General features: G+C 71.7%; 17 protein-coding genes, 1 tRNA gene and 1 other RNA gene. 6 read left to right on the top strand and 13 right to left on the bottom strand.

Annotated features, from left to right (window positions below; all coding sequences use genetic code 11):
- The first annotated feature begins 56 nt into the window (after positions 1–56).
- Together ABD841_RS00255 and ABD841_RS00250 are read left to right on the top strand one after the other, a co-directional pair.
- Entirely contained in the window at positions 57–797 is a 741-nt protein-coding gene (locus tag ABD841_RS00255) for a tyrosine-protein phosphatase (RefSeq protein WP_344966479.1), read from the top strand.
- Between the two features lie 188 nt (positions 798–985).
- Entirely contained in the window at positions 986–2,182 is a 1,197-nt protein-coding gene (locus ABD841_RS00250) for an amidohydrolase family protein (RefSeq protein ID WP_344966477.1), read from the top strand.
- Here the strand turns inward: ABD841_RS00250 and ABD841_RS00245 are convergent.
- From ABD841_RS00245 to ABD841_RS00235, 3 genes are all read right to left on the bottom strand, one after another.
- Complete coding sequence (locus ABD841_RS00245; RefSeq protein ID WP_344966475.1) at positions 2,163–2,501, bottom strand: YkvA family protein; 339 nt, start codon at positions 2,499–2,501, stop codon at positions 2,163–2,165. The two genes, ABD841_RS00250 and ABD841_RS00245, sit on opposite strands and share 20 nt — an antisense overlap.
- Positions 2,502–2,720: 219 nt before the next feature.
- On the bottom strand, positions 2,721–4,145 hold the full coding sequence (locus ABD841_RS00240; protein ID WP_344966473.1) for an amidase: 1,425 nt from the start codon (positions 4,143–4,145) through the stop codon (positions 2,721–2,723).
- A 6-nt stretch (positions 4,146–4,151) separates the two neighbouring features.
- Positions 4,152–5,120, bottom strand: coding sequence for an LLM class F420-dependent oxidoreductase (locus tag ABD841_RS00235; protein ID WP_344966471.1), 969 nt, complete (start codon positions 5,118–5,120; stop codon positions 4,152–4,154).
- 832 nt (positions 5,121–5,952) lie between these two features.
- Between ABD841_RS00235 and ABD841_RS00230 the strand changes: the two genes are divergently transcribed.
- On the top strand, positions 5,953–6,234 hold the full coding sequence (locus ABD841_RS00230; protein ID WP_344966469.1) for a hypothetical protein: 282 nt from the start codon (positions 5,953–5,955) through the stop codon (positions 6,232–6,234).
- Positions 6,235–6,300: 66 nt separating this feature from the next.
- On the opposite strand, the gene ABD841_RS00225 is transcribed toward ABD841_RS00230, so the two are convergent.
- Complete coding sequence (locus ABD841_RS00225) at positions 6,301–7,068, bottom strand: bestrophin-like domain (RefSeq protein WP_344966467.1); 768 nt, start codon at positions 7,066–7,068, stop codon at positions 6,301–6,303.
- 81 nt (positions 7,069–7,149) lie between these two features.
- Entirely contained in the window at positions 7,150–7,824 is a 675-nt protein-coding gene (locus ABD841_RS00220) for a TetR family transcriptional regulator (RefSeq protein ID WP_344966465.1), read from the bottom strand.
- Positions 7,825–7,979: 155 nt separating this feature from the next.
- Between ABD841_RS00220 and ABD841_RS00215 the strand changes: the two genes are divergently transcribed.
- Positions 7,980–9,296: a hypothetical protein gene (locus ABD841_RS00215; protein ID WP_344966463.1), complete on the top strand. Its 1,317-nt coding sequence runs from the start codon at positions 7,980–7,982 to the stop codon at positions 9,294–9,296.
- A 105-nt stretch (positions 9,297–9,401) separates the two neighbouring features.
- Here ABD841_RS00215 and ABD841_RS00210 read toward each other — a convergent pair whose 3' ends face one another.
- From ABD841_RS00210 to ABD841_RS00190, 5 genes are all read right to left on the bottom strand, one after another.
- Positions 9,402–10,469 carry an aspartate-semialdehyde dehydrogenase gene (locus tag ABD841_RS00210; protein ID WP_344966461.1) on the bottom strand — a complete coding sequence of 356 codons (1,068 nt, stop codon included), beginning with the start codon at positions 10,467–10,469 and terminating at the stop codon, positions 9,402–9,404.
- Entirely contained in the window at positions 10,466–11,740 is a 1,275-nt protein-coding gene (locus ABD841_RS00205; protein ID WP_344966458.1) for an aspartate kinase, read from the bottom strand. Before ABD841_RS00205 ends, ABD841_RS00210 begins: the two co-directional genes overlap by 4 nt.
- A gap of 91 nt (positions 11,741–11,831) precedes the next feature.
- Complete coding sequence (locus ABD841_RS00200) at positions 11,832–12,365, bottom strand: DUF5063 domain-containing protein (protein WP_344966456.1); 534 nt, start codon at positions 12,363–12,365, stop codon at positions 11,832–11,834.
- Positions 12,358–12,957, bottom strand: a complete 600-nt coding sequence (recR, locus tag ABD841_RS00195; RefSeq protein WP_344966453.1) for a recombination mediator RecR — start codon at positions 12,955–12,957, stop codon at positions 12,358–12,360. Before recR ends, ABD841_RS00200 begins: the two co-directional genes overlap by 8 nt.
- Positions 12,958–12,960: 3 nt before the next feature.
- Entirely contained in the window at positions 12,961–13,314 is a 354-nt protein-coding gene (locus ABD841_RS00190) for a YbaB/EbfC family nucleoid-associated protein (RefSeq protein ID WP_344966451.1), read from the bottom strand.
- A gap of 326 nt (positions 13,315–13,640) precedes the next feature.
- Between ABD841_RS00190 and ABD841_RS00185 the strand changes: the two genes are divergently transcribed.
- Positions 13,641–15,140: a helix-turn-helix domain-containing protein gene (locus ABD841_RS00185; RefSeq protein WP_344966449.1), complete on the top strand. Its 1,500-nt coding sequence runs from the start codon at positions 13,641–13,643 to the stop codon at positions 15,138–15,140.
- 39 nt (positions 15,141–15,179) lie between these two features.
- On the opposite strand, the gene ABD841_RS00180 is transcribed toward ABD841_RS00185, so the two are convergent.
- A complete protein-coding gene (locus ABD841_RS00180) occupies positions 15,180–17,399 on the bottom strand; it encodes a DNA polymerase III subunit gamma and tau (RefSeq protein WP_344966447.1) in 2,220 nt (739 codons plus the stop codon).
- Positions 17,400–17,430: 31 nt separating this feature from the next.
- Positions 17,431–17,526: signal recognition particle sRNA small type (ffs, locus tag ABD841_RS00175), an RNA gene on the bottom strand.
- Positions 17,527–17,609: 83 nt separating this feature from the next.
- Between ffs and ABD841_RS00170 the strand changes: the two genes are divergently transcribed.
- A tRNA-Ser gene (locus ABD841_RS00170) sits at positions 17,610–17,695 on the top strand.
- Positions 17,696–17,828: 133 nt separating this feature from the next.
- Here ABD841_RS00170 and ABD841_RS00165 read toward each other — a convergent pair.
- Positions 17,829–18,128, bottom strand: a complete 300-nt coding sequence (locus tag ABD841_RS00165; protein ID WP_344966445.1) for a hypothetical protein — start codon at positions 18,126–18,128, stop codon at positions 17,829–17,831.
- Between the last annotated feature and the right edge of the window lie 168 nt (positions 18,129–18,296).

The raw sequence follows: 18,296 nt of genomic DNA, 5'->3' as shown, positions 1-18,296 counted from the left end.
CACGACTCGCATCCCCGCCCCCATCACACGAGACACACGCTAGATAGGTTAGGGGCGTGACGCGGCATATCGAGTTCGCGCGGCTGCACAACTTCCGCGACGTGGGTGGGTACCGCACCGGTGACGGCAGGCAGGTGCGGTGGCGGCGGCTCTACCGCGCCGACTCGCTGCACTGGCTCGCCGACGACGACCTCGACCGTTTCCACGCCCTCGGCGTCCGCACGGTCATCGACCTGCGCCATCCCGAGGAGATCGAGCGCCGGGGCCGGGCGCCGCACGGGCCGAGCTACCACAACCTCTCGGTCGAGCACCGGCGCTGGAACGTCAAGGACGACTACCGGCCCGAGGCGGGGATCGCCCGGTTCTTCGCCGACCGCTACCACGAGGTGTCCCAGGACGGCCGGGGCGAGATCAGGAGCGCGCTGGAGGTGATCGCCGAGGCCGGGAACGCGCCCGTGGTGATCCACTGTGCGGCGGGCAAGGACCGCACCGGGGTGCTCGCCGCGCTGGTCCTGCGGCTGCTGGAGGTGGCCGAGGAGGACGTGGTCGCCGACTACGCGCTGACCGGGCTGGCGACGCCCCGGCTGATCGCGTACTGGGAGCGGGAGAATCCCGGTGAGCCGCTGCCCTGGCCGGGCTTCGGCCAGGCGCCCGCCGAGGCGATGCGGCTCTTCCTGACCGAGCTCGGCCCGGTACGGGATTACTGCCTGCGAACCGTCGGGATTAATGAACAGACCATAAACGCCCTCAAGGATCATCTTTTACAGGAACCCGATATTCAGCCGATCTCCGGGTAAAGCACACGGTCAGGACCCGTCATGAGCAGCACCCTCCCGGCGGGTCCACCCCGGGGCCGCGCTTTTCCCCCTTGGGCGGTCCCGGGGCCCGCGAAACGGGCGACGGCGGAGAGCCGCGGGGAACACAGATACCAAGCGGAGACCTTGCGGCTTGATGAGCGTTATTCCAGCGTCATACCGTTGACCATGTGACGACGCCGCTGCTCCCCGACCCCGAGCCCAGGCGGCGGGATTATGTGATCATTTCGGTCGACGACCACCTCATCGAGCCGCCCGACATGTTCGAGGGCCGGCTGCCCGAGAAGTACGCGGACCTCGCCCCCAAGGTCGTCGAGACCGACTCGGGCCACCAGGTGTGGCGCTACAACGGCGCCACCTACCCGTGCGCCGGGCTCGACGTGGGCGCCGGCCTGCCCCGCGAGCAGTGGACGCTCGACCCGGTGCGGTTCGAGCACATGCGCCCCGGCTGCCACGACATCGAGGCCCGGATCGACGACATGGACCGCGCCGGGATCTGGGCGGCACTGTGCTTCCCCGGCATGCTGGCCGGGCAGTCGGGCATGGTCTTCGCCAAGACCCGCGACCAGGAGCTCGGCCTGGCGGTGCTGCGCGCCTGGAACGACTGGCACGTGGACGTCTGGGCGGGCACCTACCCAGAGCGGATCATCGCGCTCCAGCTCCCCTGGCTGACCGACCCCGAGATCGCCGCCAAGGAGATCCGCGACAACGCGGCACGCGGTTTCAAGGCGGTCCTCTTCCCCGAGTTCCCGACCCGGCTGCGCCTGCCGTCCGTCCACAGCGACCACTGGGACCCGTTCTTCCAGGCCTGCGAGGAGACCGGCACCGTCGTGTGCCTGCACGCGGGCGCCGCCTCCTGGACACCGGTCCCATCGCCGGACACGCCGATCGAGGCGATCACCACGCTGATGCCGGCGAGCGCCATGTTCGCCTGCGCCGACTGGCTCTGGTCGGGCGTCCCGCTGCGCTTCCCCGCGCTGCGGATCCTGATCGTGGAGGGGGGCGTGGGCTGGCTGCCGATGCTGGCCGAGCGGGCCGACTACGCGCTCGACCACCCCGTCGCCGGCGAGGCCTCCTGGGAGGGCGGCCTGAAGCCCAGCGAGGTGCTGCGCCGCAACTTCTTCTTCGGCACGCTCAACGACCACGCCCTGTCGGGGGTGCGCCTAGCCGTCGGGCTGGACCACGTGCTGCTGGAGAGCGGCTACCCGCACTCCGACTCCACCTGGCCGGACACCCAGCTGGCCGTCGCGGCGAACCTGGGCAACCTCCCGCCCGCCGACATCGCGCGGGTGGCCTACGGCAACGCCGCCCGGCTGTTCGGCCACCCGCTGCCCTCGCGCGCCTGGCTCAGGATGGAACAGCTCTGATCCGCTCGCGCTCCCATTCGACGTAGCGCCCGCTCTCGCCGAGCAGGGAGCCGGTCAGCCAGAGGAAGACACCGAAGTCGTCGGCCACCCCGATGAGCGCCAGGAAGTCGGGGACGACGTCCACCGGCGAGACGATGTAGAGCACGCCGAGGCCGAGCAGGGCCAGCCTGCCCTTGCCCAGGCCGGGGTAACGCCCGCGCATCGCCGCGCCGATCATCCGGGGGAGCGCACGAATCCGGGCGCCGAGCCCGGGCGAACCCGGCCTGGTCACATCCCGGTACGTCCGCCAAGCCTGTGCCGCGCGTGCCGCCTTCGCCATGGGGGATCCTCCTTGGGAGCACGTTCGCCTGGCGGCGTACTACCCCGCCGCCTCACGATATAACGCGTGGCTCCCCGCCCCGGTTCCCCGGCGGCGCCGGACACGCCGGATCCTGATCTCCCCACCGCCGGATCCATCCGGCGCCGGCCGACAGAAGGAGCCCGCCCGGCACCGGGTGGCCGGGCGGCGCACCCGGCGTCGGCCCGCCGGAGAGTCCGCTCAGCGCATCGCCGGATGCGTGAACGGCTGCGCCGTCTCGATCTGGGCGGCCACCCGGATGAGGAGGTCCTCACGCCCGGCGGCGGCCACCAGCTGTACCCCCACCGGCATGCCGCCCGCCGTCCGGTGCAGCGGGAGGGAGATCGCGGGCTGGCCGGTGGCGTTGACCGGCGAGGTGAACGAGACCGCCCGGTCGGTGCGGCCCCGGGAGAGGCTGACGTCGTCGGGGGGCAGCCAGCCGAGACGGAACGGCGCGACACCCAGGGACGGGGTCAGCAGCAGGTCGTGGGAGTCCCACCAGGTGGCCATCCGCCGCCGGAAACCGTCGATCCAGCCGCGCGCGGTCACGTAGCCGACCGCGCCCAGCCCGCGGCCCGCCTCGGCCAGGATGCGGTTGCGCGTCTCGACCTCTCCGAACTCCACCGGCCGGCCGCGCCAGCGCCCGACCTCCTCCAGGTCGGCGGCCACGTGGGCGGCCACGACCGCGCCGAAGTGCCGGGCGAAGTCGTCCTCGGCGAGCGCGGCCGGGCCCCCGGGTTCGACGTGGTGCCCCAGCCCCGCCAGCAGCCCGGCGGCCGCGGTGACGGCCGCCACCGGATCCGGGTCGACCGCGAACCTGCCGCCCGGGTGCTCGGCGAGGAAACCGATCCGCAACCGGCCGGGGTCGGCGCCGACCTCGTCGGCCAGCGGACGCTCCCAGGCAGGCGCCCCGTACGGATCGCCCGGCATCGTCCCGGCGATCACGTCGAGGGTCGCCGCGGCGTCCCTGACCGTGCGGCAGAGCAGGCCGGAGGCCGAGAACCCGGCCCAGGGCTCGCCCGCGGACGGCCCCGAGCTGACCCGGCCCCGGCTCGGCTTCAGCCCCACCAGCCCGCACATGCTCGCCGGGATGCGGATCGACCCGCCGCCGTCGCTGGCCGTCGCCACCGCGACCATACCGGCCGCCACCGCCGCGGCGGACCCCCCGCTCGACCCGCCACTGCTGTAGCCGGGGTCGTACGGATTGCGGGTCGGGCCGGACGCCACCGGCTCGGTGGTGATCGCGGTACCGAACTCGGAGGTGTTGGTCCGGCCCAGAATCGTGAACCCCGCCCGGCGCAGCTTGGTCACGGCGTAACCGTCGCGCTCCGGCGACATCCCGTCGAGCGTGCGCGACCCCGCCCGGTACGGCTCCCCGGCCATGGCCCAGCCCAGGTCCTTCAGCAGCGTCGGCACGCCCGCGAAGGGTGCGTCGGGCGGGACGCCGCCGGACCCCGGGAGTTCGGCCAGCGCCCGCTCGAACCTGCGGTGGACGACCGCGTTGAGTTCCCCGTCGTGCGCCTCGATCCGCGCGATCGCCGCCTCGGCGAGCTCTCTCGGGGAGACCTCGCCCTTCCGCACGGCCTGCGCCTGCCCGAGCGCGTCCAGTCTCAGCAGGTCGTCCAACGGTCACTACTCCTCGGTGGGGGCCAGGTCTCGGACGGCCTGGGCGATCGGCACCTCACCCCCGGGGATGGGGGCGAGGATCGGGGTGTCCAGCCCGCCTGCCACATACTCCCGGATCCTGGCCCGGCACGTCGCGGCGTCGCCATGCACGATCAGCTCGTCCACCACCTCGTCGGGGATGGCCTTGAGCGCCGCCCGCCGGTCGCCGGCCGCCCAGGCCTCGTGCATCGGCCGCAGCACCTCGCCACGCCCCAGCCAGTCGTGGAAGGCCGCGTAGACGGGAACGGTCAGGTAGCCGGCGAGCATCCGCCTGCCGAGCTCGCGCACCCTCTCCGCGTCCTCGCTCACGCACACGAAGAGCCTGGCGATCAGCTCGGTCTCCGGGCGGATCTCGGCCCTGACCTTCCGGACGTCCTGCGGCGAGAGCCAGTTGGTGATCGCGCCGTCGGCCTCCTCGGCGGCCAGGCGCAGCATGCGGGGACGCAGCGCGGCGAGCACGATCTTCGGCGGGGTGCGCGGGGCGCGCTCCAGCCTGAAGCCCCGCACCTCGAACGTCTCGTACTTCTCGGTGACCTTCTCCCCCGCGAGGGCCTTTCGCAGGAAGCGCAGGGTGTCTCTGGTCCTGGCGAACGGCTTGACGAACTCCCCGGCGTTCCAGTGCTCGACGATGGCCGGTGAGGAGGCGCCGATGCCCAGGACGAAGCGCCCGGGGGCGAGGTCGGCGAGCGTCGCGGCGGACATGGCCAGCAGGCCGGGGCCCCGGGTGGAGACCGGGACGATCGCGCTGCCGAGCCGGAGCCCGGGCGCCCAGCCGGCGGTCAGCGCCAGCGGCGTGAAGCCGTCGACGCCGTTGACCTCGGCGGACCAGGCGTCGGTGTAGCCGAGCTCGGGGAGCTCGGCGATCAGGTCCTTGGAATCGGCCAGTGAACGGTCGTAGAAGGGGATCGTCATCCCCCAGCGTGGGGCCGTAGCCATCGTGCCGCCTCCGTGTCGATGGTCGCCGTCCGGGATCTCTTTCTAGAACGACATTCTGATGTAGCGTGCCGCACCCGCTCCCCGGGCCGTCAATAGGGCGACCATACCAACCGGACGGTACGTTAAGGGAAAAGTATCTACGCCACCCACTCCACTTACCGCCTCATCACCGTACGTATGATGTTAGAAACTTTACGTGACGATGAATCGGCGGAGGAATCGACGGCGGGGCCTGCTGAGTACGGCAGCGCTCGCCACGTGCCTGGCGGCGTCCGTACCGGTCGCGGCGCACGCCTTCATGACCGGTGGTGCCGAGCCGCCCACCACGCGGACCGTGCAACACGCCAGGAAACTGTCCGTGTCCCCGAGTTCGGCCCTCGGCCGCTCCCTCCCGCCGGAACCCGGTCCGTCTCCCGATCCCGGCCCGGACCGGGGAGCGGGCCTCACGCCGCGGGGAAGGCCGGCCTCCGAGCCGGACCGGCGTCCGGGGCCGGACCCCACCCGGAAACCGGACCCCGGTCGGAGCCCCGATTCCGACCCGACTCGGAATCCGGATCCGGCCCCGAGCCCGCGCGGGAAACCCGCTCTGGACCCGAGCCGGGAACCCGATACAGGTCCGGAACCGACCCGGAAACCGGCCCCGGACGGGGAGCCGAGCTGGAAACCGGACCCGAACCCGAACCCGGACGGGGAACCAAGCTGGAAACCGGAATGGAAACCAGACCGGAGTCCGGAACCGACCTGGAAACCGGAGCCGAAGCCGGAGTGGCCGTCACCGTCGCCGTCAGCCGCCCCGACCTCCCCGTCGCCCGCCCCGACCTCCCCGGCTCCCGTGCCGACCTCGCCTCGGCCGAGGCCCGTCCCCCCGCCACCCACCCGGCTCACGCACGTCCCCGAGGCCACCCCCACGCCGACGCCGACCCGGACCCGCACCCCGCGGCCGGAGCCGGTCACCCCCTCCGGGGCGCCCTCGCCGGCGCGGCAGCGCCTGGTGCTCGACCGCTACGCCGACCGGCGCCGCGGGACCGACCGCACGCTGGTTCTCGTCGTGATGTTCACCGGCGTGATCTCGGTCACCGTCGTCGGGGCACTGGGCGGCAAAGCCCGCCGGTAACGGGGGCGGACGTGGAAAGGGCCCGCCGGAGAACCGGCGGGCCCGTGGGCGACGGGAGAACCCCCGCTACGGCTGCGCGGGGAACTGGGCGTCGATCTGGTCGTACTGGTGCTGCGCGGTCTTGAGCGCGTCCGGCGGGATCGCGCCGATCCCGTTGAAGGGGTGACTGATCAGCATGATGAAGCACACCCCGATTACGACCACGCTCACCCGGACCATGTCGGCGATGATCGACGAGCGGGTGGGCCGGACGCCGAGCGTCCAGGGCAGCACGATCACCACCAGACCCGATATGATCATCGAGATAACGAAGATGCTCTCCAGTCCGGCGCGCGCGTCATCGGCGCGGACGGCGCGTGCGTGGGAGATTTCGGCGACCCGGGTGAGGGCGTCCTGCTGGAGGTTCTTACCCTGTTCGTCGGCCGGACGGAGCCGGATCACCGAGGCCCGCATGTCTTCGAGGGTGTCGGCCGGGATCGGGGACATGTTGCTCCTGGCCATCAGTGGCCAGTCGAGGTTGACGCTCTGCGCGGTGTACTGCCGGATCTGCGTGCGGACCGAGGCGGCCTCGGGGATGGGCGCCACCGCCCAGTACATCTCGGTGAGGCTCTCCGCCTCCGCCTGGACGTCGGTCTCCGCGACCGAGAGCCCGTCCCGGCACAGCACCGCGGCGTAGGCGAGGACGAGCAGGTAGACGGCGAGGGCCAGGTTGACGGAGAAATCGACGGAGGACGAGCCGTGCTCCTCGTCCTCGCGCCCCTTCCTCCTGAGCACCCGGAACGCGATCAACAGGATCGCGACGGACAGCACCACCAGCACGGTTACCCAACCCATGGGACTCCCTTGAATCCGTCATCGAATCAACTACTTACAGTAATCAGTTCGACACGCTGATTCCCGGTGTTCGCCATGGATTCATTCACGAAGTTCGTGGATCCCCGCGATGAAGTCACGGGCGACGCCGCGCAGCCCCGGCAGGTGGGAGAGCCCGACCAGCCGGTCGACCAGCGGCACGGTTAGCTCGATGAGCCGGTAGGTCCGCCGGCAGCCCTCCGAGGTGTCGTGCACCCAGAACAGGACCACGCCCATCGACATCAGCCACAGCAGTTCGGGCAGCTCGGCTTTGAGCTCGGCGTCGATGCGGTCGGCGGACCCCTCCACCACCCGCCGGTAGAGATCGATCGACGCGTCCCGCGCGGACGACGACTCGGCGCTGAACGGGTTGAGCGGGTTGCTCGGCTCGGCCGCGTGCTTGAAGAACTTCACCGCGAACCCGTGGTACGGCTCGGAGACGCGCACCCACTCCCGCAGCACCCCGCCCAGCCGCGCCGCGAAACGATGCTCGGTGGCCAGCAGCCTCTCGCAGGCGGCCTCATGCTCGCTCTGGGCCCTGTCGTAGTACGCCTGGACGAGGACCTCCTTGGAGGCGAAGTAGTAGTAGGCGTTGCCCACGGACACCCCGGCCTCGGCCGCGATGGCGCGCATCGTGGTCGCCTCGTACCCCCGCTCGCGGAACAGCCGCAGGGCGGTCTCCGCGATGACCTCACGGGTTCTGTCTGATCCACGGGTTCTCGGGGTCGCCTCGGCCACGTTGGTCACTGTACGGCGCCCGGCCCCGTTAGGTCATCGAGCCGCACGATGATCACCACTACCGGGCAAAATCCCCGCTTAGGGAGGGATCATCCGGGTTCCGGGGTGGGATTGATCCATCTGGCGGAAGGGCTCCCGCGACAAGGGATACATGAATGGGGACACGTCCCTGTAGACGGCGGGCTGCCCGGTTCACGGCCGGAGCACTGCTCGCTCTGCAGATATCTTTCATCGCATCGGCCCCGCACGGCACCACGGCCGTCGCATCCGCCGGAGACCGACGTACGGCACAGGCCGCCGAGACGGCGAGCCGCCCGACGGCGCCGAGCCCGGCACGGGCCTGGCGCTCCGCGCCCGTCCGGGCCTACGACGTCACCGTCCTGGACGCCGCCCGGCGCTACGTCCGGCAGCTCTATCACCACGTGGCCGTCTCCCCGGCCCACGAAGCCTTACCGGCCCGGGAAGCCGCACTGGCCCGACATGCCCCGCCCGACCGGGGAATCCCGCGAACCCGGGGCCCCCGGGACGCCCAGGAGGCCGATCCGGCCCTGGGAACCGCACAAGCCCACAGCACCGCACAAGCGCACAGCACCGCGCAGACTCGAACCGCCGCGCAGACTCAAGCCGCCGCGCTCACCCGGCAGCCCGCGCACCCCCACGACATCGAAGCCGTCGATCAGGCCACCCCGTCCCAGGAGACCGCAGCCGCCGGACAGGCCGCCCCGGTCCGGGAGACCGCGGCGCAGGCGCGGGAGACGGGCGCACAGGCCCGGCAGGACGCCACGCAGACCCAGCAGGCCGCCCCCGCCCAGGGAACCGCACTCACCCAGCAGGCCGCACCGGCGCGGGAGTCCGCCCAGATCCGGCAGGCCGCACCGGCCGGGCATACCCGGCACACCCATGAGGCCATGAACATCCACGGGACCGTACAGGCCCGGGGAGCCGTACGGGCCCTGCCACCGCGGCGGAGCGCGCCGGGGAGCGGCGGCGCGGCCGGGGAGCGGCACCGGCCCGCGGCGCCGATCGAGGCCGCGCCCCACAAGGCCCGGCGGGCCAAGAGCGGCATGCCCGTGAGGCTCCAGCACTCGCAGGCGGCGGAACGGCTGCGCAGGGCGGGGCTGCGCTGGACCTCGTCCGGCGGCTGCGTCAACCGCCACGTGCGGACCTGCACCTCGCTGCAGGCCGTGCGGAACGCCACCGTCACCAGCGTCATCGCACTGAGGCGCCGGAGCGACTGCCCGATCGTCGTCACCGGCGGGACCGAGGTGGGACACGCTCCGGGGCCCTACAGCCACTACGCGGGCTACAAGCTCGACATCAAGCCCAACCGGTGCATCAACCGCTACATCAGGCGGCACAACTCGCTGCAGGGCGTACGCGGCGACGGAGCCCGTCTCTACGGCTCCTCGGGGGCCGCTTCCGGGACCGTCTACGCCCGCGAGCCGGACCACTGGGACATCCTCTTCCGCTGAGGCACGCCCCTCCCCGGCCGCCACCGCCCGGGGAAGCCCCCCGGACCGCGAAAGCCCGTACGGCGGCGCGAGAGACCGCCGTACGGGCCGGGTGAATGCGGGTGGCTACGCGAACTCGGCCGCGACCAGCTCGGCGATCTCCGCCGCGTTCAGGGCCGCGCCCTTGCGGAGGTTGTCGCCGCACACGAACAGGTCGAGGGTGTTCGGGAAGTCGAGCGCCTGACGGATCCGGCCCACGTAGGTCGGGTCGGTGCCCACGACGTCGGCCGGAGTCGGGAAGACGCCGTTGGCCGGGTCGTCCATGACGACCACGGTCGGGGCGGCCTCCAGGATCCGGTGGGCGTCGGCGACGGTGATCTCACGCTCGAAGGTGGCGTGCACGGCCAGCGAGTGGGTGGTGATCACCGGAACCCGGACGCAGGTCGCGGAGACCTTCAGGTCGTCGATCCCGAGGATCTTCCGCGACTCGTTGCGGAGCTTGATCTCCTCCGATGCCCAGCCGCCGTCCTTGAGCGAGCCCGCCCACGGCACGACGTTGAACGCCACCGGCGCCGGGAAGGGCGACTCCCCGTCACCGAGCTTGTTCTGCAGGGCCTTGCGCACGTCGCCGGCGGTCTGCCCGATCGTCCGGTCGCCGGCCAGGGCCTCGATCTCGTCGTACAGGCGGGCCGAACCGGCCACGCCCGCGCCGGAGACCGCCTGGTAGGAGGCGACCACCAGCTCGCGCAGGCCGTACTCCTCATGGAGCGCGCCCATCGCGGCCATCATCGACAGGGTGGTGCAGTTGGGCGTCGAGATGATGCCCAGCGGCCGGTTGCGGGCGGCCTCGGGGTTGACCTCCGGGACGACCAGCGGGACCTCGGGGTTCATCCGGAAGGTGCCCGACTTGTCGATGACGACCGCGCCGCGCTCGGCGGCGATCGGCACCCAGGTCGCGGAGACCTCGTCCGGCACGTCGAAGATCGCGATGTCGACGCCGTCGAAGACCTCGGGGGTCAGCTCCTGGACGACCACGTCCTCGCCGCGGACCTGCAGCACCTTGCCCGCGGAACGGGCGGAGGCGACGAGCTTGATCTCGCCGTAGACGTTCTCGCGGGTGGAGATGATGTCGCGCATGACGGTGCCGACGGCACCGGTCGCGCCGATCAGGGCAAGGGTGGGCTTGCGGCTCATCGCCCGGTACCTCCGTAGATCACAGCTTCAACCTGGTCGGCGTCGAGGTCGAACGCGCGGTGGGCGGCGCTGACCGCCGTGTCCACCTCGTCCTGCCCGACGATCACCGAGATGCGGATCTCCGAGGTGGAGATCATCTCGATGTTCACCCCCGCGTCGGCGAGGGCGGCGAAGAACGTCGCGGTGACGCCGGGGTGCGAGCGCATGCCGGCGCCGATCAGCGAGACCTTGCCGATCTGGTCGTCGAAGAGCAGCGACTCGAAGCCGATGCGCTCCTGGATCTTCTTCAGCGCGCTGAGTGCCGTGGAGCCGTCGCTCGTGGGCAGCGTGAAGGAGATGTCCGTCCGGCCGGTCGCCGCCGCCGACACGTTCTGCACGATCATGTCGATGTTGATCTCGGCGTCGGCCAGCGTTTTGAAGATCGTCGCAGCCTCGCCGACCTTGTCGGGGACCCCGACAACGGTGATCTTGGCCTCGCTCCGGTCGTGCGCGACGCCGGAGATGATCGGCTGCTCCATCTCTGTTCCTTCACTGTCGGGGTCGGAGGTGACCCACGTGCCTTCCTTGGTACTGAACGAGCTTCTGACGTGGATCGGCAGGTCGAAACGGCGAGCGTACTCGACGCACCGCAGGTGCAGGATCTTCGCACCGCACGCCGCCATCTCCATCATCTCGTCGTACGAGATCCTGGGGATCTTGCGGGCGGCCGGGACGATGCGGGGGTCGGCGGTGAAGACGCCGTCCACGTCGGTGTAGATCTCGCACACGTCGGCGTTCAGCGCGGCGGCGAGCGCCACGGCCGTCGTGTCGGAACCACCCCGGCCGAGCGTGGTGATGTCCTTGGTGTCCTGGGAGACGCCCTGGAAACCGGCCACGATCGCGATCTGACCGCCGTCGATGGCCTCGCGGATCCGGCCGGGCGTCACGTCGATGATGCGGGCACGGCCGTGCGAGGAGTCGGTGATCACGCCGGCCTGGGAACCGGTGAACGAGCGCGCCTCCTGCCCCAGGTTGGCGATCGCCATCGCCAGCAGCGCCATCGAGATGCGCTCACCCGAGGTGAGCAGCATGTCGAGCTCGCGGCCCGGCGGGAGCGGCGAGACCTGCTTGGCCAGGTCCAGCAGCTCGTCGGTGGTGTCGCCCATCGCCGAGACGATCACCACGACGTCGTTGCCGGCTTTTTTCGTCGCGACGATCCGCTGCGCGACCCGCTTGATGCAGGACGCGTCGGCGACGGACGAACCACCATACTTCTGAACAACGAGCGCCACGAGATGTCTCCGAAGCAATCTAGGGCTGTGGAGCTCTCAGTCTACTGGCGCCCTAGCTGGGCTCTTGTGCTTTAGCCCAGCATGTGGACAATCACACGGTTGTGCGCTCCTCGGCCACGTCCAGACGCGTATGGGCGACAAGCGCCTGAAGCGCCCGCATCGCCGCCCCGGCATGGTTGCCCCAGGTGTTGAAGTACGAGTACTGCCACCACCACAGCGCCTCCAGCGGGCGGCCCGCCTTGTAGTGCCGCAGACCGTGCAGCAGGTCGGCGGCCACGGCCGTCAGGTCGTCCGAGAGCCGGTAGGGCGTGACGCCGGTGTCCTTGTACGGGTCGAAGACCTCGGCATAGTCGTCGACCGGCCCCAGCCGCTCGGCGAGAGCCGTGCGGACGATGTCGACGTCGGGGTCCTCGCCCAGGTGCGGCTCCCAGTTGCCGGACAGGATCACGTCCTGACTGGCGCCCAGCTGCGCACCGGCCGAGCTGACCTGCGCGACCTCCACCAGCAGCAGCGGCAGGATGGCGTCGCCGCCCTCGCCGCCCGCCAGGCGGGTCAGGCCGTCGATGTAGTTCTCGGCGTGCTCCGCTACCCGTTCCGCGAGGGCGTCCCACGCGTCGTCAGACATCGAGGAGCCTCCTTCCTTCGAACGCGCGGCCCAGGGTGACCTCGTCCGCGTATTCGAGGTCACCGCCTACCGGCAGACCGCTGGCCAGTCGTGTGACTTTCAGACCCATCGGCTTCACCAGACGGGCGAGATAGGTCGCCGTCGCCTCCCCCTCCAGATTGGGGTCGGTGGCGAGGATCAACTCGGTCACCTGGCCGTCCGCCAGGCGGGTCATGAGCTCGCGGATGCGCAGGTCGTCGGGGCCGACGCCGTCGATCGGGCTGATCGCCCCACCGAGCACGTGGTAACGGCCGCGGAACTCCCGGGTCTTCTCGATCGCGACGACGTCCTTGGACTCCTCGACGACGCAGATCACGTGGGGATCGCGCCGGGTGTCACGGCAGATCCGGCACTCCTCCTCGGCGGCCACGTTGCCGCAGACCCGGCAGAAGCGAACCTTCTCCTTGACCTCCAGAAGAGCGTGCGCCAGCCGCTTCACGTCACCCGGCTCCGCGGCCAGCAGATGGAACGCGATGCGCTGGGCGCTCTTCGGACCGACGCCCGGGAGCATCCCCAGCTCGTCGATCAGGTTCTGGACGACCCCTTCGTACATGGCCTAGAACCCGGGCAGCTGACCGAGGCCGCCCCCGCCGCCCAGCCCCTGGGCGAGCGGCCCGAGTTTCTCCTGCTGGAGGTCGGAGGCGGCGCGCACGGCGTCGCGGATGGCGGCGATGACCAGATCCGCGATGGTGTCGGCCGTCTCCTGGGGGTCACCGGGGTCGACGGCCTCGGGACTGATCTTGAGTTCGAGCAGCTCGCCTCCGCCGTTGACCGTGGCCACCACGAGGCCGCCACCGGCCGACCCCTGGACCTCCGCGTCGTTCAGCTCCTGCTGGGCGCTGACAAGCTGCTGCTGCATGAGCTGTGCCTGCTCCAGCAGCTGCTGCAGGTTGACATCCCCTGGGTTCACCGTCGTGTGCTCCTCGTCCGCGACATCAGTCGTCACGAGCCTACGGGGTCCGGGCCGGGTGTTGTACTGGACCGGGCACGTGTTCCCCGGGGACGGGGATTAAACCTCGTCGGGTCCCGGCCCCCCTCCAGACGTCCGGGACCCGACATCACACGCACCGGAGCGGCCGCACACGGCGGCGTGTGAGCAGAAAGTAACCGAGCGCACGTTGCACACACGTTGCGATCGTTCACTCACCCTTCGCACACCCTCTTTGGTCGAACGGGTTGCGAGCCGGGTGCCCCGAGCACGATGCTTCGGCCATCGGCTCGTTTTCAGGGGGGTATGTGCGCAACAGTCACCTGAGCACCCTCCAGGTCCCCGATCTGGAGGCGTACTCGGTGCGGCTGCGCCGCCTGCACGAGGCCGCGGTCAACGGGGAACGCCCGAGGAGCGAGATCCTGAGGAGCCTCATCTCCGCCTCCTGGCGGCGCTCGCTGGACGCCGGGGTCGACCCCGAGGCCGGATCGGCCCCGCCCGTCTCCGGATGGGACGAGATCCGCGAGACCCGCGCGGCCCACCCGATGAGCGCGCTGCTGCCGCTCATCACCGGCACGCTTCTGGAGGCCGCCGCCCAGAGCGACCAGATCCTGATGGTCACCGACGCGCAGGGCAGGGTGCTCTGGCGCGACGGCAGCCACCGGGTGATGGAGCGGGCCGACCGGGTGGGCCTGGCCGACGGCTTCCTGTGGAGCGAGGAGGCCATCGGGACCAACGGCATGGGCACCGCGCTCGCGACCCGCCGCCCCGTGCACGTCTTCTCCGCCGAGCACCTGGTCAGGGTGCTCCACGTCTGGTCCTGCTCCGCGGCGCCGATCATCGATCCCGACAGCGGCGACCTGCTGGGCTGCGTCGACGTCAGCGGCACCGCACGGGCCCTGCACCCGGCGACCGTCGCCCTCGTCAAGACCACCGCCCGGCTGGCCGAGGGCCACCTCACCCTGCGCATGCTCGAACGCGACGAGCGGCTCAGGAACCGCCACGAGAGGCAGCTGAGAGCGCTGCGCGGGGAGCCGGGGGCGCTGGTCACCCCCACCGGACGGGTCATCGCCGGCGACGTACGGCAGTGGGGTCACCGCGTCCGCCTGCCGGAAACGGGCGACCGGGTGCTCCTGCCCGACGGGCGCACCGCCTTCCTGGACGCGCTCGGCGACGGCTTCCTGCTCCGCCTCTCCCGGCCGGAGCACGGCCCTCTCCCCGCGCCGGAGCCCGCGCCCGTCCTCTCGCTGTCCTTCCTCGGCGCCGAGCACCCCTCGGCCCACCTCGACGGGGTCCGCCTGACGCTTTCCCTGCGCCACGCCGAGATCCTCGCGCTGCTGGCGCTCACCCCCCAGGGGATGACCGCCGACCAGCTCTCCTTCCACCTGTACGGCGACGCCGGCAACCCGGTGACCATCCGCGCCGAGATCCACCGCCTCCGCACCCAGCTGGGCCCCACCATCGCCGCCAAGCCGTACCGCCTGGCCTGCACGGTGAAGGCCGACTTCCTGGAGCTCAAGCGCCTGCTCGCCGCCGATGACGCCGAGCCTGTCGCCCGTGCCTACGGCGGCCCCCTGCTGCCCCGCTCCGAGGCGCCCGCGCTGCGCCGCGAGCGGGAGGAACTGGAGGGCCAGGTCCGGGCCCGGCTCCTGCTCCGGGGCAGCCCGGACGACCTGTGGTCCTACGCCGAGACCGAGCACGGCAAGAACGACATCCAGATCCTCGAACGCCTCGTCGCCACCCTGCCCCGCCACGACCACCGGGCCGTGGCCGCCCGCATCCGCCTCGCCGGGATCAGCCAGGCGTAGACCGACCGTCACCGGGATCGCCCGCGGGCGGCCCTGCGGTCAGGTGTGGTCGATCTCGCCGATGATCTGGCCGCCGAGCTCGCGCTGGATGAGAGCCATGCCGGTGAGCGCGTCGACGTCGGCGTCCGCGTCGTTCAGCGGGTCGACCTCGTCCGCCTCGGGGACGGGACCGCGGCCGGGCACCGCGTCGGGCCAGGCGGGCTTGACGCCGGTCTTGGCGGTCGCCCTGGGGCCCGCCTGGGCCGCGGCCTTGGCGGCCGAGCGGGCGGCGGCCAGGCCCGGGTTCGGCGAAGGAGGCGATCCGGGGTCGTCCGGCAGCGGGGCGTCCGGCCAGGACTCGTCCGTGGCCGGCGGGACCGGCCGCGCCGGGGACGGCGAGGGCGCGGCCGGCCCCTGCGGCGCCGCCTGCTGCGGTGGCGGACTCTGGTGCTGCGGCGCCGCCTGCTGCGGTGGCGGGCTCTGGCGCTGCGGCGCGGGGTGCTGGGGGGACGGGCCGGGCCGGGCCGGGGTGCGACCGCCGCCCGACGGGGCGGGCCCGCTGCCGACGACGGCCTCGACCTTCCAGGTGCCGCCCAGGACGTCCTGGAGCACCGCCGCCACCACCACGTCCTTGCCGCCGCCGGTGAAGTTCTTCATCGCGCCGACCTGGCCGAACCCCAGGGTCACGATGTTGCCCTCGACCCCGACCACCTGGGCGTTGGTGTTGACGTTGGCCCACACGACGATGCTGCGCTGCTTCAGCGCGACGAGCACCTGGGGCCAGGCCTGCTGCACGAACGCGATCGCCGACCCGGGGGCCGGCGCGGCGCCCGCCGCGGGCGGGGGCGAAGCAGGGCCTGCCGTTGCCTGCGGCTGCGGCTGCGCGGCCGGGGCTCCGGGCCTGACCGGGGTCGGCCAGTCGTCGTCCCGCGCGGCGGGCCGATCGGCGGAGACCTCGCCGGCCACGGGCGGCGCCGCGGGCTCCGCCGGAGGCGGCGGCGCCGCGTGGACCACCGGTGCGGGGGACGCCGCAGCGGCGGCCGGCGCGCTCTGCGCGGGGACGGGGACAGGGGCGCTGGGGGCCGGGACGGCGTAGCCCACGGGGACCGCGGGGGCCGCCGCGAGACCGCCCTTCTCCAGCCGCTCCAGGCGGGCGAGCAGCGCCGCCTCGCCCTGCGCCGCACCGGGAAGCAGCGTCCTGGCGCACATCAGCTCCAGCAGCAGCCGGGGCGAGGCCGCGCCGCGCATCTCGGTGAGGCCCGCGTTGAAGATCTCGGCGGCGCGGGTCAGCTCGGCCGGGCCCATCGAGGCGGCCTGGGCCTGCAGCCGCTCCAGTTCGTCGCCCGGCCGGTCGAGCAACCCGCTGGTGGCCGCCTCCGGCACGTTGGCCAGGATCACCAGGTCTCGGAAGCGCTCCAGCAGGTCCATGGCGAACCGGCGGGGGTCGTGGCCGCCCTCGATGACCCGGTTCACCGCCTGGAACACCCGCGCGCCGTCACGGCCGGCGAAGGCGGTGACCATCTCGTCGATCAGGTCGCCGTCGGTGTAGCCGAGCAGGGAGACCGCGCGGGCGTACGTGATCCCCGCCTCGTCCGACCCGGCGAACAGCTGGTCGAGGATCGAGAGCGAGTCGCGGGCCGAGCCCGCGCCCGCCCGGACCACCAGGGGAAGCGCGGCGGGCTCGAACGGGACGTTCTCGGAGGTGAGGATCTCCTCCATGAGCGTGCGCAGCGCGGCGGGCGGGATCAGCCGGAAGGGGTAGTGATGGGTCCGGGACTTGATCGTCCCGATGACCTTCTCGGGCTCGGTGGTCGCGAAGACGAACTTCAGGTGGGGCGGCGGCTCCTCGACGAGCTTGAGCAGCGCGTTGAAACCCTCGCGGGTCACCATGTGCGCCTCGTCGATGATGTAGATCTTGAAGCGCGACGACACGGGCGCGAAGAAGGCCCGTTCCCTCAGGTCGCGGGCGTCGTCCACACCGCCGTGCGAGGCCGCGTCGATCTCGATGACGTCGAGGTGACCGGGGCCGGTGGGCGCCAGCGCCACACAGGACTCGCACTCCCCGCACGGGTCGGGGGTGGGGCCCTTCTCACAGTTCAGCGAGCGGGCGAGGATCCGGGCGCTGGACGTCTTGCCGCACCCCCGGGGCCCGCTGAAGAGGTACGCGTGGTTGATCCGTCCGCTGCGGAGCGCCTGGCGCAGCGGCTCGGTGACGTGCTCCTGCCCCTTGACCTCGGCGAAGGTCCCGGGCCGGTACTTGCGGTACAGCGCAAGACTCATGCGACGATCCCACCTGCGAGGGGTCCTGAAACGAAGAGACCCCTCGCACACCCGCCAGAGCCTGCTTATCCTTGCTGCCTTCCGGCCCTGGGGAGGTTCACAGGATGACGCCGCGCGAGGGGTCCGCCCACAGTCTAGCCGCACATCCGAGTGGTGTGGGTCGCGAATTAATGGTCCGGGCACTCCTGAAAGTTCGGTAAGCTTCTCGACGGAGGATTCGCCTAGTTGGCCTAGGGCGCACGCTTGGAAAGCGTGTTGGGGGCAACCCCTCAGGAGTTCGAATCTCCTATCCTCCGCGCCTGGTTGAGGCAGTAAACGCAGAGGGGCCGGTCCCATCCAAACCGGCCCCTTTCGCGTTCTCGTCGCCGTATTCGCTCCGGCCGAGAGAGACCCGGCAGAGTGACACGGCGGCCCGGAGGCCGGGGAGCCTCAGCCGCAGGGGCTCATGATGAGGCCGAGGCCCTTGAGCAGACCGACCACGCCGAGCGCAAGCCCGACGGCCACCACGGCCAGGGCGGTGCCCTTGCCCTCCCGGGGCCTGTAGGCGATGAGGCCGGTGACGACGTCCCGGCCGGCTCCCGGGGCGAGCAGCACCGCCAGACCGCCCAGCCCGATCCCGACGAAGCCGACGTGATCGCAGATGGCGACCTCCCCGATCCGCTCCCTCCGGGTCACGCCGAAACGAAGGAGGACGGAGAGCACACCGATGACGAAAACGGCCCAGGACATGGAGGACACCATGCGGGGATTCGCGAGGCGGAACCTGAGCACGCTCACTTGGTCATGACTTGCGGCCGGGCCGGCGCGGCGGGGTCCCGAAACCTCAGCCCGGGTGGCCGTCCGCCCCGAACCGGCGGCTGACCGCCACCACGGCGACGCCCGGCGGCCAGGAGCGCG

Origin of the sequence: Streptosporangium fragile (assembly GCF_039534445.1) — a bacterium.
Lineage (GTDB): Bacteria > Actinomycetota > Actinomycetes > Streptosporangiales > Streptosporangiaceae > Streptosporangium > Streptosporangium fragile.
The sequence above is the reverse complement of the archived record's forward strand: the minus strand, read 5'-3'. Positions and strand labels throughout refer to the sequence as shown.